Below are 25,357 nucleotides of genomic sequence, written 5' to 3' on the forward strand. Positions count from 1 at the left end.
CCTATTAATGAGCTTCTTCCCAATTATCGCCAATGCCGATACTAACCACCAAAGGCACCTTCAGCGTAGCTACATTGCACATTAAATCCGGCAACTTCGCTTGCAAGAGCGCTATTTCATCCAATGGCACATCAAATACCAATTCATCATGTACTTGAAGCAACATTTTGGTCTTTAATTGCTCCTTTTCCAGCCACTCCTGGCAAGCAATCATAGCCAGCTTAATCAAATCAGCTGCAGTTCCTTGCATTGGAGCATTAATTGCGGCACGCTCAGCACCTTGGCGGCGAGGACCGTTGGAACCCTTAATTTCTGGCAACCAAAGACGTCTACCAAAAACGGTTTCTACATAGCCGTTTTCACGCGCCTCTAAACGCGTGCGTTCCATATATTGGGCAACCCCAGGATAGCGATCGAAATACTTTGCAATGTAGTTTTGTGCTGCAGAGCGCTCAATACCTAAATTGCCTGCCAAGCCAAAAGCACTCATGCCATAAATTAATCCGAAGTTAATGACCTTCGCGTATCGACGTTGCTCCGAATTCACATCATTTAAGGGAACTCCAAAGATCTCGGCAGCAGTGGCTTGGTGAACATCTTTACCAGCCCGAAACGCTTCCAGTAAATTCTCATCCTCGGCGATATGCGCCATGATGCGCAATTCAATTTGAGAGTAGTCTGCGGAGAGAAGCTTGCAACCTTCGGCAGGAATAAAAGCCTCCCGAATACGACGCCCCTCTTCTGTGCGAACAGGAATATTTTGCAGATTGGGATCGCTAGAAGCCAAACGCCCAGTGACAGCGGTCGCCTGAGAAAAATTGGTATGCACTCGTCCCGTCTTGGGGTCAGCCATACGTGGCAATTTTTCAATATAAGTCGACATCAACTTGGCCAAGCTACGGTAATCCAAAATACGTGCTGGCAAGGGATAGTCTTCCGCCAACTTTTGCAGCACCTCTTCATCGGTAGAGGGGGCGCCTGAAGGCGTTTTCTTAATTACCGGCAATTCAAGTTGGCCAAACAAGATTTCTGCAATTTGTTTGGGTGATTGAATATTAAAAGGTTGACCTGCTAATTGATGAATCTCGCCCTCCAACTCCAAGAGGCGCTTACCTACCTGCTGCCCTTGCTTAGCCAATAAGGCAGAGTCAATCCGAATGCCATTGCGCTCCATCACACCCAAGACGCGCATGGCAGGCATTTCAACCTGCTCATAGATATAGAGTAAGCCAGGGCTTTCCTGAATCTGGGGCCATAACTCGTGGTGCAAGCGCAGGGTAATGTCCGCATCTTCAGCAGCATAATTTGTCGCAATTTGAAGATCGACTTGATCAAAGCCTATCTGATGAACGCCTTTGCCGCAGACCTCTTCATAACGAATCGTTTTTAAACCGAGATGGCGCTCAGCTAGGCTATCCATATTGTGCGGCATATGCGATTCAAGTACATAGGATTCGAGCAAAGTATCAAATGCAACACCTTGGAGTGTGATGCCATAGTTGGCAAAAATATGCATGTCGTACTTTAAGTTTTGCCCAACCTTGAGGTGACTTGCACTCTCTAGCCATGGTTTCAGACGTGACAGAACAAAATCTCGATCTAATTGCGACTCACCATTACGGTGTGCAACTGGAATGTAACAAGCCTCACCCGGCTTAACCGATAAAGAAATCCCAACCAGCTCAGCAGCTAGAGCATCAAGACTCGTAGTCTCTGTATCGACTGCCGTTAACGATGAGGTTTCAATTTTTTTCAACCACTTATCCAGACTAGCTTCATCGACTACACATTCATATTGACGTTCGATGGCATCTTGTAAATCCGTTGTGTCTTGCGATAGAGCCTTGGTTGGAGCAGATGCAATCGTGCGCGATTTTTTAGCATCCTCCTCCTGATGAGAATTGCTGGCAATCGGGGAGCCTGCCAAATCAAAGCCAGCTCCAGCCCCAGACTCAGACTCAGAAGCCTTATTTTCATTACCTTCCAGGCGCTTTTCAACATCTCGCAACCACGATTTAAACGCATAGCGCTCAAACAATTCTCGTAATAAAGGTGCGTCTTCTGGCTTAGCGTGCAAATCATCTAAGCCAGGTAAATGGGGCGAGAGATCGCAATCCGTTTTCACTGTGATGAGTTGACGGGCTTGCGGCAACCAATCCAAAGATGCACGCAGATTTTCACCAACAACGCCTTTCACTTGATCAGCGTTTGCCATTAAGTTATCAAGATTTCCAAATTCGGCTAACCATTTATTTGCCGTTTTGGGACCCGCTTTAGGAACACCAGGAACGTTATCTACTGCATCACCAATAATGGATAAATAATCAACGATGAGATTTGGTGGCACACCAAATTTAGAAACAACGCCATCGATGTCTAATTTCTCATCTGTCATGGTATTGATCAATGTCACTGATGAATTTACTAATTGCGCTAAATCTTTATCGCCAGTCGAGATAATGGTTTCCCAACCCGCTTGTGTAGCTTGAAATGACAAAGTAGCAATCACATCATCCGCCTCGACACCTGACACCATGAGTACTGGCCAACCCATTGCCTTCACCATGGCATGAATGGGTTCGATTTGCTTCACTAAATCTTCCGGCATGGGTGAACGATGCGCCTTGTATTCGGGATACATTTCATCGCGAAACGTCTTTCCCTTGGCATCAAATACACAGGCTATATGGTCAGCCTGAATCTCAGAACGGGCGCGGCGCATCATATTGACCATGCCATAGATGGCCCCCGTAGGGTCTCCAGCCCCGTTTCTGAGGTCTGGCATGGCGTGGAAGGCACGATAGAGGTAACTTGAACCGTCTACCAACAAGAGTCTATGTTTAGTCATACCGCAATCGTACAATCTAGTTGTGAATTGCCTAAAGGACCGGTTAAGTAACCGCCCATCAATAGGCTTAAAAAGGTGAAAAATGATGCATGCACTTACTAACTTAATTGGCCATTTTTTAAGCCAAAACCTTGCTCTAATGAGCTTCATCGTCTTTTTTGGACTATTTGGAACTAATCTGGCTCATGCCCAGAATAACAGCCAAGCCTTGAGCCCAGCAGAGCTCAACCGCATCAATAATCAACCTTTGGCACCAGCTGTAAGCGCATCAGGGGCTGTAACCACCCCAGAAACACGCAAGCCAAGCTACCAATATAGAGCGCGTAACGGTACTGAAATAACCGAATACAAGGACGCCAATTCACCTACCCAAGTAGATGTCAAAACGCCCTACACCAGTTACGAGATGGCTCCTCCCACTTCAGTCATGCCTGGAGTTCCCCGAGAGACTGATCTGCTGAGCGTGCCAAGTATTAGCATCCCCTTCTAGTCTTTAAGCATCCAAGCAATTTATGGCCGTATTTACTCCGATCGAACTGGACGATATATCCAACTGGATCTCCCAAGACTTCGATATCGGGCAGGCCACTGAGATTCGGGGCATTCATGGTGGAATTGAAAATTCCAACTTCTTTCTTGATACGCATCTCAATGGCAAAAAACAAGAATTCGTTCTCACTATTTTTGAGCGACTATCTGCAGAGCAACTTCCCTACTACCTAGAATTAATGCGTCACCTAGCCAATCAAGGCATCCCTGTTCCCAAACCGATTGAAAACAAACAAGGGCAGATTTTGTTTTCTCTGAAGGGCAAGCCAGCGGCCATCGTTACTAAGTTGCCTGGCTTATCTCGCCTTGAACCAGAAGCCGCACATTGCGCGCTAGTAGGTGAGATGTTGGCGAAGATGCATTTAGCTGGAAAAGATTTTTCTAAGACTCAAGAAAATCTTCGTAGCCTAGGATGGTGGCAAAAGACGGTTCCCCTGGTTTTACCGCATCTAGATCCAGCCCAAAAAGAACTACTGACCAGTGAGCTGAAAAGCCAAGAACAATTTTTTACCTCTTCCGAGTACGCCTCGCTACCCCAAGGCGCTAGCCACTGTGATTTATTCAGAGATAACGTGCTCTTTGACCCCAAGAGCGCAACTGATGCTAGCAATGATCAGTTAGGCGGCTTCTTTGATTTTTATTTTGCTGGTACCGATAAGTGGCTCTTTGACTTAGCGGTGACTGTGAATGATTGGTGTCTGGCAGACAACAAACAAGATTTAGATCCTGCCCGTCTCAATGCCCTTCTTAGCGCCTACCAATCTGTTCGCCCATTGACTGAAAATGAACTAGCCAGTTGGCCTATGATGCTTCGCGCAGCAGCCCTACGTTTCTGGATTTCTCGCTTGTGGGATTTCCATCTTCCACGTGATGCCCAAATGTTGACACCGCATGATCCTAAGCACTTTGAACGTATTCTTTTAAGTCGTCACTCTCTATGAAACTAAACACTGTTGCCCCCAAAGAAGGCTATACCTGGATTCGTCAAGGTATCTGGCTCTTCAAACAAAATCCTTTAGGATTTTTGATGCTGGTCTTCATGTACGTATTCGCCGCACAACTTGCTGTGATGGTGCCAGTCATCGGAGTATTTGCTGTCTTGCTATTAACACCCACTTTGTCGGTTGGTTTTTTAACAGCCTGTCGCCAAGCAATTCAGAAAGAGCGCATCCGTCCGATGGTCTACATCATTGCCTTGCAATCCACCCCACTGATTCGTAAACGGATTCTGCAATTAGGCTTGATTTACGCCGCCATGATCCTGGTCATGAGCTTTATGTTGAGCCTAGCAGTGGATTTTGAATTACTCCTGCCCTTGCTCACTAGTGACAAGCCGATTTCACAGGAAGCCATACGACAAATTTACTTAGTCTTATTTTTTGGCGCCCTTCTCTATATCCCCATTGCAATGTTGATGTGGTTCTCACCCATCTTGATTGCGTGGGCAGATATGTCAGTTCCTCAAGCGCTATTTTCTAGTTGCTTAGCTTGCTGGTCCAATCGCGGTGCATTCTTTTTGTATCTTGCTATTTGGAGCGCTGTGTTGATTGCCATACCGCTGATGGTGGGCATGATATTTGATGCGCTCAATTTTGGTCAAGCCGCCTCATACATCATTGCGCCCATCTCAATGGCAGGTCTTACCATCATGCATTGCTCTTTCTTTGCCACTTGGAAAGCCTGCTTTGCAGAGGATGAAGTGCTGCCTGTATAGCCAGAGCGAGTCTTCAGTCGATTGCAGCTAACTTAGCAATACTGAGCTGTAACCACTTAACGCCGTGACGCTTGAAGCTCACCTGAGCTCTTGCATCGGCGTCCTTACCTTCCAAGCCGGTCACCTTGCCTTCACCAAACTTGGTATGAAAGACATTTTGACCAATCTTAAATGGGTAATCTCCACGAGGTGGTGCAGCCATTCTTCTCACCTCAGTGGATGCCGAACCAATTCGCTTAGTTGGTCGCGAGCGATCACTACCTGAGTCAAAAAAATCATTGGATTCATATTCGCGTTGGCGAGTGTAGCCATCTTGCCAAGTAGAGCCCGAGCGAGATTGACCACCCCATCTGGCATCTTTAGCCTTAGGCGTTAACCACTTCAAGGATTCTTCAGGCAATTCTTCTAAGAAACGAGATGGCATGTTGTAACGTACCTGCCCATGCAACATTCTGGACTGAGTATGGGAGAGATAGAGACGCTCTTTTGCACGAGTGATTGCTACGTACATCAGGCGTCGCTCTTCCTCTAAGCCATTTTGCTCATTCACACTATTCTCATGAGGAAATAATCCCTCTTCTAAGCCGGTAATAAAGACCGAGGTGAACTCCAAGCCTTTGGCTGAATGAACTGTCATTAATTGCACCGCATCTTGCCCAGCTTGCGCTTGGTTATCACCAGCCTCTAAGGAGGCGTGAGATAGGAATGCCGCTAGCGGAGAAATCTCAATACCAGGATCATTTTCGCCAGGTAGCATGGCCGCTGCTGCATCTTGACCATAGCCTTCTTCGGCAATGAATGCAGTAGCAGCGTTGATTAATTCTTGTAAGTTTTCTACGCGGTCTTGACCTTCACGCTCAGTCAAGTAATGCTGAATCAAACCGCTGTGCTGAATCACAAACTCTACCGTCTCGGGCAAGGTGTTGTGACGAGTTGCTTCACGCATATGATCAACCAAGCGGACAAATCCACCCAAGGAAGCACCTGCCTTACCCTCTAAAGAAGAGGCTGCTAAATATAAAGAGCATTGTTGAGCTCTGGCAGCATCTTGTAAGGCTTCGATTGATCGCGCACCAATTCCGCGCGTTGGAAAATTCACCACACGTGAGAATGAGGTGTCATCATTTGGATTTTCAAGCAGGCGCAAATAAGCCAAAGCATGCTTAATCTCAGCGCGCTCGAAGAATCGCAAGCCACCGTAGACACGATAAGGGATACCAGCTGAGAACAAAGCATGCTCGATGATGCGGGACTGAGCGTTACTGCGATAAAGCAGCGCAATTTCAGTGCGCTTAGTGCCGCTACTCACCAAAGCTTTGATCTCATCAACCAGCCATGCTGCTTCAGCATGATCGCTCGGCGCATCGTAGATTCGAACTGGCTCGCCATGCCCAGCATCAGTTCGCAAGTTCTTGCCTAAGCGCTCAGAGTTATTTGCAATCAAATGATTGGCGGTATCCAGAATATGACCATGCGAGCGATAGTTCTGCTCTAGCTTCACCATCATGGGGTGATACTGCTTTTCATACAAACGCATATTTTCAACGTCGGCACCACGGAAAGCATAAATACTTTGATCGTCATCGCCGACAGCAAACACGGAGCTACTGCCCATACCACTGACATTGACTCGACTTGCATCATGTCCAGAAAGTAATTTCAGCCAGGCGTATTGCAATGCATTAGTGTCTTGGAACTCATCAATCAGAATATGGCGAAATCGTTCTTGATAATGTGTCCGAATGGGCTCACTGTGTTTTAACAACTCATAACTACGCAAGAGTAGTTCGGCAAAATCAACTACCCCTTCTCGCTGACACTGCTCATCGTAGGCCGCATACAGTTGAGCCATCTTTGCCTGAAAGTCATCGCCAACCGAAAGATCCTTGGCGCGCTGCCCACGCTCTTTGGCGTGAGCAATAAAGTATTGCAATTGCTTCGGTGGATATTTTTCGTCATCCACCTTCAAACCCTTTAGGAGCCGCTTGATGGCCGATAGCTGATCTTGGGTATCCAAAATCTGAAAAGTGGATGGCAGACCCGCCTCTTTGTGGTGGGCTCGCAATAAGCGATTGCAAAGACCATGGAAAGTGCCGATCCACATACCCCGGGTATTGATGGGCAGCATCGCGCTTAGACGCAACATCATCTCCTTGGCGGCCTTATTGGTAAAGGTCACCGCCAAGACCCCAATTGGGGAAACTTGTCCGGTTTGGATGAGCCAAGCAATGCGGGTGGTGAGGACGCGCGTCTTTCCGCTACCAGCCCCAGCCAAAATTAAGGCGGATTGGGCTTGGCCATTTTCATTGACGGGCGGGAGGGTTACTGCCTCGCGCTGTTCTGGATTGAGGTTCGCGAGCAAGTCTGAGTACATCGTCCCAATTATAATTTGCCTCTTATGCCAAATGCCTCAAATACCCCTAATTCTCCAGCGACCAGCTCGGTAGACGAACTCGCCAAATCCTACGAACCAGCCCCCATTGAAGCCTACTGGGGCCCTGAGTGGGAGCGCAGAGGAATTGCTGATGCCAGTATGGATGAGGGCAAAGGTGATTTTTCGATTCAACTGCCTCCGCCCAATGTCACCGGCACCCTCCACATGGGTCATGCATTTAATCAAACCATCATGGATGGCTTGGTACGTCATGCCAGGATGTTGGGTAAAAATACCTTATGGGTACCAGGTACTGATCATGCCGGTATTGCAACTCAAATTGTGGTGGAGCGCCAGCTTGATGCTCAAAAGATTTCTCGTCATGACTTAGGTCGTGAAAAGTTCCTAGAAAAAGTCTGGGAGTGGAAAGAAACTTCTGGCAACACGATCACGCGCCAAATTCGTCGTCTAGGTGCATCGATTGATTGGGGCAAAGAGTATTTCACGATGGACAGCAAAATGTCCAAAGCGGTGGTGGAAGTATTTGTGCGCCTTCACGAACAAGGCTTGATTTATCGCGGCAAGCGTTTAGTGAACTGGGATCCCGTATTGGGCACTGCCGTTTCTGATCTCGAAGTAGTGAGTGAAGAAGAAGACGGATCGATGTGGCATATCCGTTACCCATTAACCGATGGCTCAGGCTCCTTAACTGTGGCCACTACCCGCCCTGAAACCCTGCTGGGTGACGTTGCCGTTATGGTGAACCCAGAAGATGAACGCTATAAGCATCTCATTGGCAAATCGGTAAACCTACCTTTATGCAATCGAGAAATTCCGATCATTTCCGATGACTATGTTGACTTAAACTTTGGAACTGGCGTTGTCAAAGTAACGCCTGCACATGACTTTAATGACTATGCAGTGGGTCAACGTCATCAGCTTCCTTTGATCAATATCCTCACACTAGATGCCAAAATTAATGAAAATGCTCCGGCCGCTTATCAAGGCATGGAGCGTTTTGCTGCGCGCAAACAAGTAGTTGCCGATCTTGAATCTGCTGGCTTGCTAGAAAAAGTACAGCCTCATAAGTTGATGGTGCCGCGCGGCGATCGCACGCAAACGATCATTGAACCGATGCTTACAGACCAGTGGTTTGTGGCGATGTCTAAGCCAAGTCCAGATAATCAATATCAACCTGGCTCATCCATTGCTGGCGCAGCTCTAGACGCTGTTACCAAAGGTGATATCAAACTGGTCCCAGAAAACTGGATCAATACCTATACCCAGTGGCTAGCAAATATTCAAGACTGGTGCATCTCACGCCAACTGTGGTGGGGCCATCAGATTCCAGCTTGGTACGGAGATGATGGACAAATCTTTGTAGCACGTTCGGAAGAGGATGCGAAAGCTCAGGCTGTTAAAGCAGGGTACACCGGCCAACTTAATCGCGATCCAGATGTATTAGATACCTGGTTCAGCTCTGCATTGGTACCTTTTAGCTCTCTGGGTTGGCCTGAGAAAACGCCTGCGCTGGAACACTTCTTGCCATCATCGGTCTTGGTGACTGGTTTTGACATCATCTTCTTCTGGGTAGCTCGTATGGTCATGATGACCTGCCACTTCACCGGCAAGGTGCCCTTTCATACGGTCTACGTTCACGGTTTAGTGCGAGACGCCGAGGGTCAAAAGATGAGCAAGTCCAAAGGCAATACCTTGGACCCAATCGATCTGATTGATGGCATTCAAATTGAAGAATTGGTAGCTAAGAGAACCTCTGGATTGATGAATCCAAAGCAAGCAGAAAGTATTGGCAAGAAAACCAAGAAGGAGTTTCCAGACGGCATTCCAGCTTTTGGTACAGACGCCCTACGCTTTACCTTTGCCTCTTTGGCATCGCTAGGTCGTAACATTAATTTTGATCAAAAACGCTGCGAAGGTTATCGTAATTTCTGCAATAAGTTATGGAATGCCACTCGCTTTGTTCTGATGAATTGCTCTGGCAGCGATGAAGAGAATGGATTTGCTCCTTGTGACAATCAATGTGGTCCGGATGGCTATTTGGACTTCTCTCCAGCAGATAAATGGATTGTGTCGATCTTGCAAAAGACGGAAGCCGATGTTGCTAAAGGCTTTGAAAACTATCGCTTCGACAATATTGCTGGCAGCATCTATCAATTTGTCTGGGATGAATACTGCGACTGGTATTTGGAGTTAGCAAAGGTGCAACTGCAAACCGGCACCCCAGCACAGCAACGCGCAACTCGCCGCACCCTGTTGCGCGTGCTTGAAACCATTCTGCGCATGGCGCATCCTTTGATTCCATTTATTACCGAGACCCTTTGGCAAACTGTTGCTCCTAAAACCGGTAAAGATGTCTCTGCACAACTCAAGCAAACAATTGCGCTTCAACCCTATCCAATCGCCCAGCTTGAAAAAGTTGATGAACAAAGTGAAGCTTGGGTGGCTCAAATTAAATCGATTGTCGATGCCTGCAGAAACTTGCGGGGAGAGATGCAAGTGCCCCCTGGTCAAAAAGTACCGCTATGGATTAGCGGACCGGAGGCTTTCTTGCAAAAGGCTACGCCTTATCTCCTAGCCTTAGCTAAATTATCTGAAGTCAAAATCTATAGCGACGAGTCTGCCCTGGAAAAAGATGCGCCTGGCGCCCCCATTGCCCTTATAGGCGATCTAAAGCTCCTCCTCAAAATTGAGGTGGATGTAGCAGCTGAACGCATTCGCCTAGGAAAAGAAATTGAGCGTTTGGCTAATGAAATTCAGAAAGCCAGGGTTAAACTGACCAACGAAAGCTTTGTGGCTAGGGCCCCGGCTGAGGTTGTAGCCCAAGAAAAACAACGCCTTGCAGGCTTTGAGCAAAACCACCAGAAGCTTGTTGCACAATTAGAGCGAATTAAATAAGAATTGGATCCTAAATGCCTTTAAGCACCAAAGCCATTACGAAAGCCGTATTTCCTGTTGCCGGTTTAGGCACACGCTTTTTGCCAGCCACTAAGGCTAGCCCTAAAGAGATGCTCAACGTGGTTGATAAACCTTTAATCCAGTACGCGGTTGAAGAAGCTATTGCTGCTGGCATTACCGAAATGATTTTCGTAACAGGCCGCAGCAAACGTGCAATTGAAGACCATTTTGATAAGGCATATGAACTCGAAGCCGAGCTCGAGGCAAAAAACAAGCATGCCTTACTCGAAATCGTGCGAAGCGTTAAACCCAGTCATGTTGACTGCGTATATGTAAGACAAGCAGAGGCCCTGGGTCTAGGTCACGCTGTTTTATGTGCCGAAAAATTAGTGCGTGATGAGCCATTTGCCATCATCTTGGCCGATGATTTATTAGACGGTCAGCCGCCCGTGCTCAAGCAAATGCTCAAGGTATTTGAAGAACAAAATGGCTCTGTTATTGCAGTAGAGAAAATTGATCCGTCCAAAAGCAGCTCATATGGCATCGTCGATGGCAGCGAAGTGGCTAAAGGCATCTATCGCCTCAATGGCATCGTCGAAAAACCACAACCCCAGGATGCGCCATCAAACCTGGCAGTGGTTGGACGTTATGTTTTGTCATCAGATATTTTTGCCCACATTCGGAATCTCAAGCCTGGTGCTGGTGGCGAGATCCAACTGACCGATGCGATTGCTTCCTTGCTAAAAGTTGAGCCTGTCTTTGCTTATGAATACGATGGCGTGCGTTTTGACTGTGGAAGCAAATTGGGTTATCTTAAGGCTTCTGTGGAATTTGCATTGCGCCACCCTGAAGTGGCAAATGATTTTGCGGCTTACCTAAAAAGTCGCTCTCTCACTTGAAGCTATTTAGCGTCTTTTCATGTAGAAGACCAGCACTTCACCTTCGGTGGTGCTGGCAATCAATTCATTTCCAGTCTGCTTAGCAAAAGCTGGAAAGTCGTGAGCAGCGCCAGCATCTGTCGCTTTAATCCTCAAAACTTCACCCGATTGCATAGTTGCTAAAGCTTTTTTGGTCCGCAAAATGGGAAGTGGGCAGTTCATGCCAACCGCATCTACTTCTGCATTGAATGCAATTTCCTGGCTCACTTGCTTGCCACCCAATCTTTTACGCCGGCCAATGCTGCACCAACCTTACTGGGGTCATTACCACCAGCCATGGCCATTTCTGGCTTGCCACCGCCTTTGCCGCCAACCTGTTGAGCAACAAAATTGACTAGGTCACCTGCTTTGACCTTAGCAATCGAATCGGCAGTCACACCCGCAATCAAACTCACCTTATCGCCTTGCACTGAAGCCAATACGATTGCAGCAGTTTTCAATTTAGCCTTTAGAGCATCCATCGTCTCACGCAATACCTGTGCATCTGCGCCATCTAAGCGAGCCGCCAAGACCTTCAGACCGTTGACATCGACTGCCTGATTGGCTAACTCATCGCCTTGGCTAGCGGCCAGTTTTGAATTTGCTTTTTCTAATTCACGCTCTGCTTGACGTAAGGCATCTTGGAGTTGTGCAACGCGATTGACTACATCGCCAGGATGCGTCTTCAAGATGGCTGCAGCCTCATTGATTTTGTCTTCCAAGCCTTGCAAGAACTGCAGTGCGTTACTACCAGTGACTGCCTCTACCCTACGAATACCGGCAGCGACACCACTCTCAGAAACAATCTTCAGACTACCAATATCTCCAGTACGCGCTACGTGCGTACCACCGCACAATTCTTTTGAGCTACCAATCTCTAGGACACGAACTTCATCACCATACTTCTCACCGAAGAGCATCATGGCACCGGTCTTTTGTGCGTCCTCCAAAGACATCACCTTGCCAGAGGTAGCGCTGTTATCCAAAATCTCGCGATTTACGATATCTTCAATACGGCGAATTTGCTCAGCCGTCATCGGAGCATTATGAGTAAAGTCAAAACGGGTCTTAGTAGCATCTACCAAGGAACCTTTTTGTTGTACATGATCGCCAAGTACCTCACGTAGTGCTTTGTGCAAGATATGGGTTGCACTGTGATTGCGCATGATGTCAGTACGCTGAGAAACGTCTACCAAGGCATTTAAGGTATCGCCTACTTTGATCTCGCCTTCTAAGACTTCACCCTGATGCCCAAAGACATCCGCCTGAATCTTAAAAGTATCAGCTACATCAAAACGCACGGTTTCATTACGCAGCTCGCCCTTATCACCCACTTGTCCACCGGACTCAGCGTAGAAAGGGGTGTTATCTAAAACAATCACAGCAGCATCACCTGCTTTAACTACCTGAACTGCTGAACCATCAACATATAAGGCAGTGACTTTCGCGCCTTCATGCTTCAGCGTGTCGTAACCATGAAACTGAGTTGGCTTACCTTTGTATTCCAATCCTTGGGCCACTTTAAATTTACCTGCAGCTCGGGCTTGATCACGCTGCTTTTGCATGGCTACTTCAAAGCCTTCTGCATCGACAGTGACATCACGCTCACGACATACGTCTGCAGTCAAATCCAAAGGGAAGCCAAAAGTGTCATGCAAACGGAATGCCGTTTCGCCATCAACTACTTTTGCACCACTAGCTAAGGCACCTTCCAAGATTTCCATTCCATTGGAAATGGTTTGGAAAAAACGCTCTTCCTCTTGCTTCAGAACTTCGCTAACTTTGTCTTGTGCAGCACGTAACTCTGGATATGCCTCACCCATTTCTTTTACAAGAGCGGGCACTAGCTGATAGAAAAATGGTTTGCGTGCGCCCAACTTGTAACCATGACGAATCGCTCGACGCGCAATACGGCGCAATACATAACCACGACCCGCATTGCCTGGAATAACGCCGTCCACCACAATGAAACTACATGCGCGAATATGGTCGGCAATTACTTTCAGTGATGGGCTTTGGGCATCACAGTTCTCACCACCGGCAGCATCCACTGCTTCCTTGGCAGCCTGCAATAAATTGACGAAGAGGTCGATCTCATAATTGGAATGTACGTTTTGCAAAACAGCAGCAATCCGTTCAAGACCCATTCCAGTGTCCACACTTGGCTTAGGCAAAGGATGCATATTGCCGGCTTCGTCGCGATTGAACTGCATAAAAACGTTATTCCAGATTTCGATAAAACGATCGCCATCTTCTTCTGGACTTCCGGGTGGGCCGCCTGCAATGTGCTCGCCATGATCATAAAAAATCTCAGTGCATGGACCACATGGACCAGTGTCGCCCATCATCCAGAAATTATCAGAAGCGTAGCGCGCGCCTTTGTTATCCCCAATCCGAATAATGCGGTCAGCTGGCACGCCGATTTGTTTATTCCAAATCTCGTAAGCCTCATCATCTTCTGCATAGACTGTGACCAACAGTTTTTCTTTTGGTAGCTTTAAAGTTTGGGTCAACAAATCCCAAGCAAATTGAATAGCGTCTTTTTTGAAATAATCTCCAAAAGAGAAATTACCCAACATTTCAAAAAAGGTGTGATGGCGAGCGGTATAACCCACGTTATCCAGATCGTTATGCTTTCCGCCTGCACGGATGCATTTTTGAGCAGTCGTGGCTCGGCTATAAGGGCGCTTGTCAAAGCCTAAAAATACGTCTTTAAATTGATTCATCCCGGCATTCGTAAATAGCAGGGTTGGATCATCTCCAGGCACTACCGGGCTGGAGGGGACGATTTGGTGGCCCTTTTGGGCAAAGAAATCCAGGTATGCCTGGCGAATTTGGGAGACTTTCATGGCAATAATTATCGCATTGGCACCCGTCTAGGGCAAACCCTAGACAAGAACCCCCCAAGGTGCTCTACAATCGCTCAACATTAATAAATAGATCGGCAATTAAGTCGATATACAAGGAGCGCAACTTGAAAATTCGCAATCAACGGGATTTTGGGGCTGGAATCATGTACATGGTTGTCGGTCTCTTTTTCGCCATCGTCGCTAGACAATATCAATATGGCACTGCGGCCAAAATGGGGCCTGGCTATTTCCCATTCTGGCTCGGCATTTTGATGGCCCTGATCGGTCTATTAGTTTTAGTGAAGTCTTTCGGTGCTAAAGCTGCGATTGAATCTATTCCTAAGTTCAACTGGCGCATCATTGCCCAGATTACAGGTGCTGTAGTTCTTTATGGACTCCTTTTACCTAGAATGGGTTTTTTAGTTGCTGTAGTGGTCTTGGTATTTGTAGCAGCAAGTGCGAGTAAGGAATTTACTTGGAAAGGTACTGCAATTAATGCCGCCTTCCTCGTGACCTTTACCTATTCCGTGTTTGTACTGGGCTTAAAGCTCCAGTTCCCACTGCTGCCAGTTTTCTTACAACAATAACGAACCGGGACTCTACAAAATGGATTTATTTACTAATTTAGCCCTCGGTTTTGAAACCGCATTTACTTTACAAAACCTGATGTATTGCCTGATTGGCTGCGTCTTGGGCACCTTGATTGGCGTATTACCTGGCCTAGGCCCGATCGCAACCATTGCCATGCTCTTGCCTGCCACTTATGCTTTGCCTCCAATTGCTGCCTTGATTATGTTGGCTGGTATTTACTACGGCTCCCAATATGGTGGCTCCACAACCGCAATTTTGCTGAATATTCCGGGGGAGACGTCCTCGGTGGTCACGGCAATTGATGGATACCAAATGGCTCGTAATGGCCGTGCTGGTGTTGCCTTGTTCACTGCCGGTATGGGTTCATTCTTTGCAGGTTGCGTAGCAACTTTGATCTTGGCTGCTTTCGCTGCCCCTCTCTCACAGCTTGCATTTAAATTTGGTCCCGCTGAGTATTTCTCACTCATGGTCTTGGGCTTAATTGGTGCTGTGGTTTTGGCATCAGGCTCCTTGATTAAGGCGATTGGCATGATCATCTTGGGTCTACTTATGGGCCTCATCGGTACTGACGTGAATTCTGGTGTATCTCGTTACGCTTTCGACGTTCCAGAGTTAAGTGACGGTATTGGATTCGTTGCTGTTGCAATGGGCGTATTTGGTTTCGCTGAAATCATGGGTAACCTGGAAAAGACTGGTGATGACGAGGGCTTCCTCAATAAGCTCACCACCATGGTTCCTACCAAGAACGATATCAAGCGCATGATTCCTTCAATTCTGCGTGGTACGACGATTGGTTCTGTCCTCGGCATCCTGCCTGGTGGTGGTGCTGCATTGGCTGCTTTCGGTGCTTACTCAGTTGAGAAAAAATCCTCTAAGTACAGCCATGAATTTGGTAAAGGTGCGATTGAAGGCGTTGCAGGTCCAGAGGCAGCAAACAATGCTGCTGCACAAACCTCATTCATTCCATTGCTCACATTGGGCATCCCGCCAAATGCCGTGATGGCTTTGATGGTTGGTGCAATGACCATTCATAACATCCAGCCAGGCCCACAAGTGATGACCAGCAACCCTGCTTTGTTCTGGGGTCTGATTGCATCCATGTGGATTGGTAACGTCATGTTGATTCTCTTGAACTTGCCACTGATCGGTATCTGGGTAAAGCTCTTGAAGATTCCTTATCGCTTCCTCTATCCAGCCATCTTGGTGTTCTGCTGTATCGGTGTTTACACCGTGAACAACACCGTGTTTGATGTTTATGTGACCGCTGGCTTTGGCTTGATTGGTTACCTGTTCTTCAAACTGGGTTGCGAACCTCCTCCATTGCTTTTGGGCTTTGTACTTGGACCGATGATGGAAGAGAACTTCCGCCGCGCCCTGCTCTTGTCGCGCGGTGATTTCTCTACCTTTGTTACGCGTCCACTGTCCTTAGGATTGCTCATTGCAGCAGCCCTCTTGGTGGTCATCGTGGCATTACCAGCGGTTAAGAAAACCCGAGAAGAAGCTTTCGTAGAGGAATAATCTTCTTCCTACACCAGAATGAGCCCGCAGCAGTTTGCGGGCTTTTTCTTTATGGCTTGGGGCTTTTCTCTACAATGTCACTATGTCCCAAGATAGCAAACCATCCAAAGCGGTAGCGCCCATTGCCGAGCCGTCAAATTTTTTACGTCAAATCATCGATCATGACTTAGCGAGTGGTGCCTTTAAGCAGCGCACTGATTTGGCTGGACAATCGATTCCGTCGATCATTACCCGCTTTCCACCCGAGCCTAATGGCTATCTTCATATTGGTCATGCTAAGAGTATTTGCTTGAACTTCGGCTTAGCAGCCGATTACAACCAACAAGCTGGCGGTGCTCGTTGCAATATGCGACTTGATGACACCAATCCGGTTAAAGAGGATGTTGAGTACGCCGATAGTATTTTGGATGCGGTGAAATGGCTGGGCTTTGATTGGGGAACGCATCTCTATCACGCCAGTGATTACTTTGACCAGCTCTATGCTTTTGCCGAAGTGTTGATTGAACACGGCAAGGCCTATGTCGACAGTCAAAGTGCGGATGATATTCATACTAATCGCGGTAACTTTGGGCAAGCAGGCAAAAATAGTCCCTACCGCGATCGCAGCCCTGCAGAAAATTTACAACTATTTCGCGATATGCGCGATGGTAAATTCAAAGACGGTGAGCATGTGCTCCGCCTCAAGATTGATATGGCGCACCCCAATATTGTGATGCGCGATCCTGTGGTTTATCGCATTCGCCACACAGACCATCACCGCACTGGAAGCAAGTGGTGCATCTATCCGCTTTATGATTTCACACACTGTATTTCAGATGCTTTGGAAAATGTTTCTCACTCCATTTGCACGCTCGAGTTTGAAAATAATCGCCCACTCTACGACTGGATCGTCAATTCCCTCAAGGAATTAGGCGTCTTTAAAGACCCAGTCCCCCATCAGTATGAATTTGCTCGCTTAAATCTCACTTACACCATCACTAGCAAACGCAAACTACTGCAATTGGTAGAAGAGAAACATGTTGATGGCTGGGATGATCCGCGCATGCCGACGATTGTGGGTATTCGTCGTCGTGGATACACTCCAGAAAGTATTCGCCTGTTCTGCGAGCGCATCGGTGTATCCAAAGCGGATAGCTGGATTGATATGAGCACGCTTGATCAAGCACTGCGTGACGACCTTGAAGTGAGGGCTCCACGCGCAACTGCAGTGCTAAAACCACTGAAACTAGTAGTTGAGAACTTTGATGCTGCGGCTAGCGAACCCTGTTCAGCCCCGCGTCACCCACAACACCCTGAGTGGGGTAATCGTGAGTTTCATTTCACTAAAGAACTCTGGATCGAAGCAGATGACTTCATGCAGGAGCCTGTTAAAGGCTTCTTTCGCCTTTACCCGCCAATCGGTGATCAGCCAGGCAGTCGAGTGCGTTTGCGCCATGGCTTTGTAGTGGAGTGCACCGGTTTTGAGACGGATGCAAAAGGCAATGTGACCCAAGTCAATGTGACCCATTTCCCGGACAGCAAGAGCGGTACGCCTGGTTCAAATAATTACAAGGTCAAAGGGAATATCCATTGGATTAGCGCAGCTGAAGCGATCCCCGCACAGGTACGCCTCTACGATCACCTCTTTACTGATCCACATCCAGATAGTGGTGATAAAAATTTCTTAGATGCAATTAACCCCCACTCCAAGCAAACGATCTCTGCTTACTTAGAGCCTTGCATGAAAGATGCTAAAGCGGAAGATCGCTTTCAGTTTGAGCGCCATGGTTATTTTGTTGCCGATCAAGTCGAATCCAAACCAGGCAAACCTGTATTTAATCGAACCGTTGGTCTTAAGGATTCTTGGAAATAGTTTTCAAGAAGTGGCTTACGCTGGGATAGCGTAATGGGGTCTTTAATTCTGGCAGTCGTGTATTAGTGACCCTTCTCGACTCACGCATAAACGACCACAGCATCGGACTCACTATTTTCTGCACCTCACTTGCAGACATTCGGGGTGGTCTTTCTAGGCCAAAGGCATCAGCCACCTCATCAAAGTAATCGCCCATTTTGGTTTGACCACCGTCACAGGTATTAATCACTCTTTGCGGTTTGCCGTGATAAACCGCCGCACAAATCAAACTTGCTAAATCATCGCTCTGGATATGATTCGAGTAAGCATCTTCTTCTCGCAATAAAGCGGGTGTTTTTGAATGTAAGCGCTCAAGTGGCAAACGATCAGCCGCATAAATACCAGGTACCCTCAAAATAGTGAGACTGACTCCATGGGTTGGCGCCCATAAACGTAACGCACGCTCAGCATCAACCCTTCTCTGGGCACGCTCGCTCTGAGGCTGAATTGGAGTAGTCTCGCTCACCTCAGCGCCACCATGGTCTCCATAAACCCCGGTAGTACTGATATAAATCAGGCGCCTGACGACATTAGGGGCTTGGGATAAAATTCGAATAAGGTTGCGGGTTCGGCAATCACGATTTCCTTGATTTTGGGGTGGGGCCAAATGAATGACTGTTTGCGCCAAACCGGACAGTCTCCACAAAGATTCTGGCTGATCTAAATTTCCCAAAATTGGAGTCGCGCCAACCTCCCTCAACTCCTGAAAACGATTTGGCGAAGATGTTAAAGCAAAGACTCGATAACTGCGAGCAAGCTGTCTGGCAACACGCAGACCAATATCGCCGCAGCCAATAATCAGGATTCGAGGTTTACCAAAAGATTGCATAGCTAACATCGTAACGATTTATTGAAAGGAATGAGAGTGTCTTTCCAGGTCACGCTCAAAACGAGCGGCAAACAATTTACTGTAAGCGAGGATGAAACACTCCTGGAGGCCGCCCTGCGTCAAGGTATTAACTTACCCTATGGCTGTAAAAATGGCGCCTGCGGCTCATGTAAGGGCAAGGTACTGGAAGGCCAAGTGAGCCATGGTCAGCATAGTCAAAGCGCCCTCAGCTCAGCAGATGAAACTGCTGGCGGGACTTTATTTTGTTGCGCCCATCCAGAATCAGATCTCCTCATTGAAGCCCGTGAGGTCCAAGGCGCTGGCGATCTCGCCATACGCAAGGTTCCTTGCCGCGTTAACACCATTACCAAACCTAGCGCTGATGTTGCTATTTTGCAGCTGCAACTTCCCGCCGCAGAACGCTTTCAATTTTTAGCTGGGCAATATTTGGAATTTCTTCTCAAGGATGGGCAACGTCGCGCCTATTCCATTGCTAATGCCCCTGATCAAGAAGGCCCCCTCGAGTTACATATTCGTCACTTACCAGGCGGCCTGTTTACTGATTTCGTATTTGGAGCCGTTAGCCCTGCATTAAAAGAAAAAGATATTTTGCGCTTTGAAGGCCCGCTAGGAAGCTTCTTCTTGCGGGAGGATTCTAAAAAACCGATTATTTTTGTAGCAGCTGGAACAGGCTTTGCACCAATTAAGTCGATCATCGAGCAGATGCAGGCCAAAAAAATGAAGCGGCCGATTCAGTTGTATTGGGGTGGCCGCCGCCCAGGAGACCTCTATCTCAATGATTTATGCCAGACCTGGGAAAAAGAGATGTCCAACTTCAAATACATTCCCGTGATCTCAGATGCCCTAGCGGAAGATGTCTGGCAAGGCCGTACCGGCTTTGTTCACCAAGCCGTCATGGCAGATCACCCTAGCCTCAAAGAGTTCCAGGTATACGCTTGTGGTGCTCCAGTGATGGTCAATGCCGCACGAGAGGACTTTTCATCCCAGTGTCATCTCCCGGAAGAAGAATTCTTTGCTGATTCTTTTACTAGCGCCGCAGATTTGGCCACAAACTAAATCGCATTAAGCGAGATAATAGAATCACTTATTGCCCTTATTACTTTTGATCAAAAACTAACATGAACAAGCCAACCCAAGCCCTCGATACCAATTCAGTCATGTTTATTACCCAACGCCCTGAGGTCATTATGGTCGAAGGTCGTGGCTCATGGATAGTGGATAACAATGGCAAACGTTATTTAGACTTCTTGCAAGGCTGGGCTGTGAATTGTCTCGGCCATAGCAATACAGGCATGATTGAAGCGCTCAATGCTCAAGCAAAAAAACTGATCAATCCAAGTCCTGCGTTCTATAACGAGCCCATGATTGGACTATCCAATCTACTGACAGCAAACAGTTGCTTTAATAAAGTCTTTTTTGCTAATAGTGGCGCAGAAGCAAACGAAGGCGCTATTAAGTTGGCGCGTAAATGGGGTCAGCTAAACAAGAATGGCGCCTTTGAAATCATTACCTTTGACCACAGCTTTCATGGGCGCACACTAGCGACGATGAGCGCCTCTGGGAAGCCAGGTTGGGACACGATGTTTGCCCCTCAAGTTGCTGGCTTTCCTAAGGCAGATCTCAATGACATCGATTCAGTTAAAAAATTGGTAAACGATAAAACTGTTGCCGTCATGATTGAACCGGTTCAAGGTGAAGGTGGCGTTATTCCAGCGACAGCTGAATTTATGCGTGAGTTGCGCCAATTCACTAAAGAGAACAACGTTTTATTAATCGTTGATGAAGTCCAAGCGGGCTGTGGTCGTACTGGCACACTATTTGCTTATCAGCATTTCGGTATTGAGCCTGACATCATGACTTTAGGAAAAGGTATTGGTGGTGGCGTTCCTCTCGCAGCACTCCTTGCTACTGATGCTGTAGCCTGCTTTGTACCTGGCGATCAAGGTGGGACTTACAACGGCAATCCACTCATGACTGCAGTTGGAATCAGTGTGATTGAACAACTCCTTGCTCCTGGTTTTTTGAGTGAAGTCAAAAGAAAAGGTGAGCTACTTAAAACCGAGTTACTAGACCTATCTTCAGAATTTCATTTAGAAGGTGAACGCGGCGAAGGTTTATTGCGCGCCCTCATGCTGGGTAAGGATATTGGTGGCAAGTTGGTGGAGCTAGCGCGTGATCGCGCTCCAGAGGGCCTACTGATTAATTCCCCGAGACCCAATCTCTTGCGTTTTATGCCTGCACTCAACATCAGCGATGATGAGATTCGTCAGATGTGCGCCATATTGCGCGAGCTACTCAAGCAAGTAGACTAAAAAATCAGTCAATTAGGTTTTTTGGCAAGGAAAAAGTGACATCTTCAACTACTCCGGGCAATGCTCTGACTTGGCGTAGGCCAAATTCCTGAATGCGCTTAACGATGGATTGCGCTAGAGACTCTGGCGCAGAAGCACCTGCAGTCAAACCTACCCGCTTTTTACCAAGAAACCATTCCGCCTTGAGTTGATCTGGTGCATCCACCATGTAGGAAGGCACTCCCAACTTTTCAGACAACTCTCGCAGGCGATTAGAGTTCGAGCTCGCTGCACTACCAACCACAATCACAACATCAACTTGAGGCGCCATAAATTTCACAGCATCTTGGCGATTCTGAGTGGCATAGCAAATATCTTGTTTGCGAGGTTGAACAATATTGGGGAATTTTTTAGTGAGCGCATCAACAATTTCTTTGGTCTCATCTACAGACAAAGTAGTCTGCGTCACAAAAGCAATCTTTTCATCTACAGAAAAGGGCAGGCTTTCTATATCTTCTACTTTTTCAATCAAATACACGCCCTCTTTCACTTGCCCCATGGTTCCCTCAACCTCTGGATGTCCGGCATGGCCAATCATCAAAACGGTAAATCCATCTTTACACATTTTGACCACTTCTAAATGGACCTTGGTAACCAAAGGACAGGTGGCGTCATATACCTGTAATCCCCTCTCCTGCGCATCCTTGCGAACCTCTTGAGAAACACCATGGGCACTAAACACCACGATGCCGCCTTTGGGTACTTCATGCAAACCTTCGACAAAGACTGCACCCTTGTCACGCAATTCATTCACAACATAGGCGTTATGCACAATCTCATGTCTGACATAAATTGGCGCACCAAATCGATTCAGGGCTTCATTCACAATATTGATTGCACGATCCACGCCAGCACAAAAGCCGCGTGGCTGCGCCATCAAAATTTCAGCGCTATCAGGAATAGATGGATTAGTCATAACTTACAAAATGGCCACAATTTCAGCTTCAAAGGTTACGGGCCTACCCGCCAAAGGGTGATTGAAATCAAACCATGCACCCTCTTCATTAATTGATTGCAATACGCCAGCATATTGAGCACCACCAGGCGCATTAAATTCAATCACATCACCCGGATTAAATTCCACATCATCATCACGACCTTCTTTGAGCGCTTTTAGAGAAACCCATTGCACCAAATCTTCTTTACGTTCACCAAAACTTTCCTCTGGCGATAGCACTGCGCTTCGCTTTTCACCAACACCCAATCCCAGCAACACCTTTTCAAAACAAGGAGCAAATTGACCAGAGCCCATCAAAACCGTCGCAGGACGATCAACAAAAGTATTGATGTAGTCATCCCCACTAGGCAAGGTGAGTCGATAGTTGAGCGTCAAATAGGAATTAGGCAAAACAGTAATCTTGGTCATAAGGAGATTGTATCTAGGCCAGCGAGCGATGTGCACTCCCCGATTACAGAATGGCCAAAACATGAGCAGCCTCGAGAAAAACTTCGTCTTTACGGCGCAAAAGCACTGACTGATGCAGAGCTATTGGCAATCTTCTTGCGCGTAGGGGTAAAGGGCAAAAGTGCTGTCTCCTTGGCCCATGATTTATTGCATCAATTTGGCAATCTCCCCCGCTTAATGACCTGCAAACCCACTGAATTTATCCAAGTGCACGGTATGGGCCTATCCAAATGGTCCCAAATTCAGGCAGCCTACGAACTTGTGAAGCGAAGTCTAGAAGAGCAATTAGGTCAAGAATCAGTTTTTTCATCCCCCAGCCAGGTTAAAGAGTTCCTTCAAGCCAAAATTGGGGCCCTACCGCACGAGGTCTTCCTCTGCCTGTACCTCGACTCCCGATTGCACCTGATTGAGTGCCAGGAGCTTTTTAGAGGTTCCATTACCCAAACTGCCGTTTACCCTCGAGAAATCCTAAAAGAAGCTTTATCCCGGAATGCCAGCGCGCTGATCGTTGCCCATAATCACCCCAGTGGCAATCCATTACCAAGCGAAGCTGACCAAGAGCTCACTAAAATCCTATTTAAAGCCCTTCAATTGGTCGATATTCCGCTTCTAGATCATTGCATTGTGAGCGGTAGTGGTTTTTTCTCATTCTCCGACTCTGGTCTTATGAAAATTGAGCCAAAATGATAGTAAATACTAACTTATATAAGTTATTGATCAATTCCTAGGACTTTTTGGGGAGCGGATTGGACTTTTGCTGACAGCAAAGTGATTTAAGGCTAGCCCAAAACAGGCTAGGGCTGATACAATCTTCTTTATTCGCAATTAATGGAGTTATGTCATGGCAAAAGTTTGCCAAGTCACTGGGAAGAAGCCGATGGTTGGCAACAATGTTTCCCATGCAAACAATAAAACGAAGCGTCGCTTTTTGCCTAATCTGCAAAACCGTCGTTTCTGGGTTGAATCTGAAAACCGTTGGATTAGCTTGCGCTTAACCAATGCTGGTTTGCGCGTTATCGACAAGAACGGCATCGATGCTGTGTTGTCTGATCTTCGTGCACGTGGCGAAATTTAAGGAGCGCACAAATGGCTAAAGGCGGCAGAGAAAAAATCAAGTTAGAGTCATCAGCTGGTACTGGTCACTTCTATACAACTTCAAAAAACAAGCGCACTAAGCCTGAGAAAATGGAGATCATGAAGTTTGATCCCACTATTCGCAAGCATGTTGCTTATAAAGAAACAAAGCTGAAGTAAGTTCATTCTTGCTTCAAGCAAATAAAAAACCCGCTACATCAGCGGGTTTTTTATTGCCTCAAAATTACTAGAGGCAACAGAGACAAATATAATTTAAAAAAGATTTATGCGTAGCGACGCAGTCTTAAAGAAAATTCACGTAAGCTGGTGAGGCCACTATCTTCAGCACGTTGACACCATGCATGCAACTGAGATACCAACTGCTCTCGACTCGAATTGGAGCGACTCCAGATAGCCTGCAAATCACGACGCATCTCAATCATCTTGCGTAGCTGCGCATTACCTGCCATCAATTCTTCAAGCTTGAGCTTCTCTTCATCGGTCAAGCGTGACTCATCTTTGGCCAACCAAGTGCGAGCATCCTTAAGATGCACTGCTAGTACTTGCATATGCTGTACTTCATTACTAAAGAAGCGACGCAATGTTTTGCTGTAACGAGCCATGATTTCATAACGATTGGCAATGATGGCTTCCAGAGTATTGTGATCAGCAGGACGTAAGTCGCTCAGTTGGGGCTTGGGCGGGGTCTTCTTCACTGTTGCCAATCCGACTGCACTCATGATCTGAATATACATCCAGCCAATATCAAATTCATACCATTTGTTTGAGAGCTTCGCACTCGTTGCGAAAGTGTGATGATTGTTGTGCAACTCTTCACCGCCAATCAAAATTCCCCAGGGAACAATATTTCTAGAGGCATCTTCACAATCAAAATTGCGATAACCCCAGAAGTGCCCAATGCCATTAATCACACCAGCCGCAGTAATCGGAATCCACAGCATTTGAACTGCCCACACTGTTAATCCAATACCACCGAATAAAAATACGTCGATGATGAGCATCAGACCAACGCCTTGCCAAGAAAACTTGGAATACACATTGCGCTCAATCCAATCGTCTGGCGTGCCGTGACCAAACTTATCTAAGGTCTCTTGATTGGCCGCTTCTTTTTTATAGAGCTCTGCACCACGAGTCAATACGGTATGGATGCCCAAGACCTGTGGACTATGGGGATCATCTACCGTCTCACATTTAGCGTGATGTTTGCGATGAATAGATGCCCACTCCTTGGTCACCATCCCCGTCGTGAGCCAAAGCCAAAAACGAAAGAAATGAGCAACGATGGGGTGTAACTCTAAGGCACGGTGCGCTTGGCAACGATGCAAGAAAATAGTCACAGCTGCAATGGTGATATGGGTGAGCACCAGAGTGAAGATGGTAATTTGCCACCAAGACCAATCCAAATAACCATTAGCAAGCCAATGGAGGAACAAATCAAAACCTGAAGCTGTATTCAAAAGGGCATCCCTGAAGAGATCGAAAACCCTAT

Annotated in this window: 21 protein-coding genes; 13 read left to right on the forward strand and 8 right to left on the reverse strand. The window is 47.1% G+C overall.

Annotation, left to right across the window (positions count from 1 at the left end):
• Positions 1-4: 4 nt before the first annotated feature.
• Complete coding sequence (gene polA / locus ICN41_RS05195; RefSeq protein ID WP_216291769.1) at positions 5-2,848, reverse strand: DNA polymerase I; 2,844 nt, start codon at positions 2,846-2,848, stop codon at positions 5-7.
• An 85-nt stretch (positions 2,849-2,933) separates the two neighbouring features.
• Here polA and ICN41_RS05200 point away from each other — a divergent pair, with 85 nt between their 5' ends.
• From ICN41_RS05200 to ICN41_RS05210, 3 genes are read left to right on the forward strand one after another with little or no spacing between them, the layout of a single operon-like run.
• On the forward strand, positions 2,934-3,338 hold the full coding sequence (locus tag ICN41_RS05200) for a hypothetical protein (protein WP_216291770.1): 405 nt from the start codon (positions 2,934-2,936) through the stop codon (positions 3,336-3,338).
• Between the two features lie 22 nt (positions 3,339-3,360).
• Positions 3,361-4,338 (forward strand): homoserine kinase, encoded by a 978-nt coding sequence (locus ICN41_RS05205; protein ID WP_216291771.1) that lies wholly within the window; start codon positions 3,361-3,363, stop codon positions 4,336-4,338.
• Positions 4,335-5,111: a BPSS1780 family membrane protein gene (locus tag ICN41_RS05210; protein WP_216291772.1), complete on the forward strand. Its 777-nt coding sequence runs from the start codon at positions 4,335-4,337 to the stop codon at positions 5,109-5,111. Before ICN41_RS05205 ends, ICN41_RS05210 begins: the two co-directional genes overlap by 4 nt.
• A 13-nt stretch (positions 5,112-5,124) precedes the next feature.
• On the opposite strand, the gene ICN41_RS05215 is transcribed toward ICN41_RS05210, so the two are convergent.
• Positions 5,125-7,485, reverse strand: a complete 2,361-nt coding sequence (locus ICN41_RS05215) for a UvrD-helicase domain-containing protein (protein ID WP_216291773.1) — start codon at positions 7,483-7,485, stop codon at positions 5,125-5,127.
• Between the two features lie 24 nt (positions 7,486-7,509).
• Here ICN41_RS05215 and ICN41_RS05220 point away from each other — a divergent pair, with 24 nt between their 5' ends.
• Positions 7,510-10,401 (forward strand): valine--tRNA ligase, encoded by a 2,892-nt coding sequence (locus tag ICN41_RS05220; protein ID WP_216291774.1) that lies wholly within the window; start codon positions 7,510-7,512, stop codon positions 10,399-10,401.
• Between the two features lie 14 nt (positions 10,402-10,415).
• A complete protein-coding gene (galU, locus tag ICN41_RS05225) occupies positions 10,416-11,300 on the forward strand; it encodes a UTP--glucose-1-phosphate uridylyltransferase GalU (protein WP_216291775.1) in 885 nt (294 codons plus the stop codon).
• Between the two features lie 6 nt (positions 11,301-11,306).
• Here the strand turns inward: galU and ICN41_RS05230 are convergent, their stop codons facing one another.
• Together ICN41_RS05230 and alaS are read right to left on the reverse strand one after the other, a co-directional pair.
• The gene (locus ICN41_RS05230; protein WP_216292209.1) at positions 11,307-11,534 is read right to left on the reverse strand and encodes a sulfurtransferase TusA family protein; all 228 of its coding nucleotides are present in this window, start codon (positions 11,532-11,534) and stop codon (positions 11,307-11,309) included.
• Between the two features lie 8 nt (positions 11,535-11,542).
• A complete protein-coding gene (gene alaS / locus ICN41_RS05235) occupies positions 11,543-14,167 on the reverse strand; it encodes an alanine--tRNA ligase (protein ID WP_216291776.1) in 2,625 nt (874 codons plus the stop codon).
• Between the two features lie 125 nt (positions 14,168-14,292).
• On the opposite strand from alaS, the gene ICN41_RS05240 reads away from it, so the two are divergent.
• From ICN41_RS05240 to ICN41_RS05250, 3 genes are all read left to right on the forward strand, one after another.
• Positions 14,293-14,754: a tripartite tricarboxylate transporter TctB family protein gene (locus ICN41_RS05240; RefSeq protein ID WP_216291777.1), complete on the forward strand. Its 462-nt coding sequence runs from the start codon at positions 14,293-14,295 to the stop codon at positions 14,752-14,754.
• A 19-nt stretch (positions 14,755-14,773) separates the two neighbouring features.
• The gene (locus tag ICN41_RS05245) at positions 14,774-16,276 is read left to right on the forward strand and encodes a tripartite tricarboxylate transporter permease (RefSeq protein ID WP_216291778.1); all 1,503 of its coding nucleotides are present in this window, start codon (positions 14,774-14,776) and stop codon (positions 16,274-16,276) included.
• Positions 16,277-16,358: 82 nt separating this feature from the next.
• Positions 16,359-18,128, forward strand: a complete 1,770-nt coding sequence (locus ICN41_RS05250; protein ID WP_216291779.1) for a glutamine--tRNA ligase/YqeY domain fusion protein — start codon at positions 16,359-16,361, stop codon at positions 18,126-18,128.
• Here the strand turns inward: ICN41_RS05250 and ICN41_RS05255 are convergent.
• Positions 18,109-18,996 carry an SDR family oxidoreductase gene (locus ICN41_RS05255; protein WP_216292210.1) on the reverse strand — a complete coding sequence of 296 codons (888 nt, stop codon included), beginning with the start codon at positions 18,994-18,996 and terminating at the stop codon, positions 18,109-18,111. The genes ICN41_RS05250 and ICN41_RS05255 overlap by 20 nt on opposite strands.
• A 36-nt stretch (positions 18,997-19,032) precedes the next feature.
• Here ICN41_RS05255 and ICN41_RS05260 point away from each other — a divergent pair, with 36 nt between their 5' ends.
• Both ICN41_RS05260 and ICN41_RS05265 read left to right on the forward strand, forming a co-directional pair.
• Positions 19,033-20,073, forward strand: coding sequence for a 2Fe-2S iron-sulfur cluster-binding protein (locus ICN41_RS05260; RefSeq protein ID WP_216291780.1), 1,041 nt, complete (start codon positions 19,033-19,035; stop codon positions 20,071-20,073).
• Between the two features lie 62 nt (positions 20,074-20,135).
• A complete protein-coding gene (locus ICN41_RS05265) occupies positions 20,136-21,329 on the forward strand; it encodes an acetylornithine transaminase (protein WP_216291781.1) in 1,194 nt (397 codons plus the stop codon).
• Between the two features lie 4 nt (positions 21,330-21,333).
• Here ICN41_RS05265 and ispH read toward each other — a convergent pair whose 3' ends face one another.
• Positions 21,334-22,284 carry a 4-hydroxy-3-methylbut-2-enyl diphosphate reductase gene (ispH, locus tag ICN41_RS05270; protein WP_216291782.1) on the reverse strand — a complete coding sequence of 317 codons (951 nt, stop codon included), beginning with the start codon at positions 22,282-22,284 and terminating at the stop codon, positions 21,334-21,336.
• Positions 22,285-22,287: 3 nt separating this feature from the next.
• Positions 22,288-22,734 carry a peptidylprolyl isomerase gene (locus ICN41_RS05275; RefSeq protein WP_216291783.1) on the reverse strand — a complete coding sequence of 149 codons (447 nt, stop codon included), beginning with the start codon at positions 22,732-22,734 and terminating at the stop codon, positions 22,288-22,290.
• Between the two features lie 30 nt (positions 22,735-22,764).
• Here ICN41_RS05275 and radC point away from each other — a divergent pair, with 30 nt between their 5' ends.
• From radC to rpmG, 3 genes are all read left to right on the forward strand, one after another.
• On the forward strand, positions 22,765-23,460 hold the full coding sequence (gene radC / locus ICN41_RS05280) for a DNA repair protein RadC (protein WP_370629099.1): 696 nt from the start codon (positions 22,765-22,767) through the stop codon (positions 23,458-23,460).
• 154 nt (positions 23,461-23,614) lie between these two features.
• Entirely contained in the window at positions 23,615-23,848 is a 234-nt protein-coding gene (rpmB, locus tag ICN41_RS05285) for a 50S ribosomal protein L28 (protein WP_011903570.1), read from the forward strand.
• Positions 23,849-23,859: 11 nt separating this feature from the next.
• Positions 23,860-24,027 carry a 50S ribosomal protein L33 gene (gene rpmG / locus ICN41_RS05290; protein WP_015421876.1) on the forward strand — a complete coding sequence of 56 codons (168 nt, stop codon included), beginning with the start codon at positions 23,860-23,862 and terminating at the stop codon, positions 24,025-24,027.
• Between the two features lie 104 nt (positions 24,028-24,131).
• Here the strand turns inward: rpmG and ICN41_RS05295 are convergent, their stop codons facing one another.
• Positions 24,132-25,325: an acyl-CoA desaturase gene (locus ICN41_RS05295; protein ID WP_216291784.1), complete on the reverse strand. Its 1,194-nt coding sequence runs from the start codon at positions 25,323-25,325 to the stop codon at positions 24,132-24,134.
• Positions 25,326-25,357 lie beyond the last annotated feature (32 nt).

This window comes from Polynucleobacter sp. 15G-AUS-farblos (genome assembly GCF_018882445.1).
GTDB lineage: Bacteria > Pseudomonadota > Gammaproteobacteria > Burkholderiales > Burkholderiaceae > Polynucleobacter.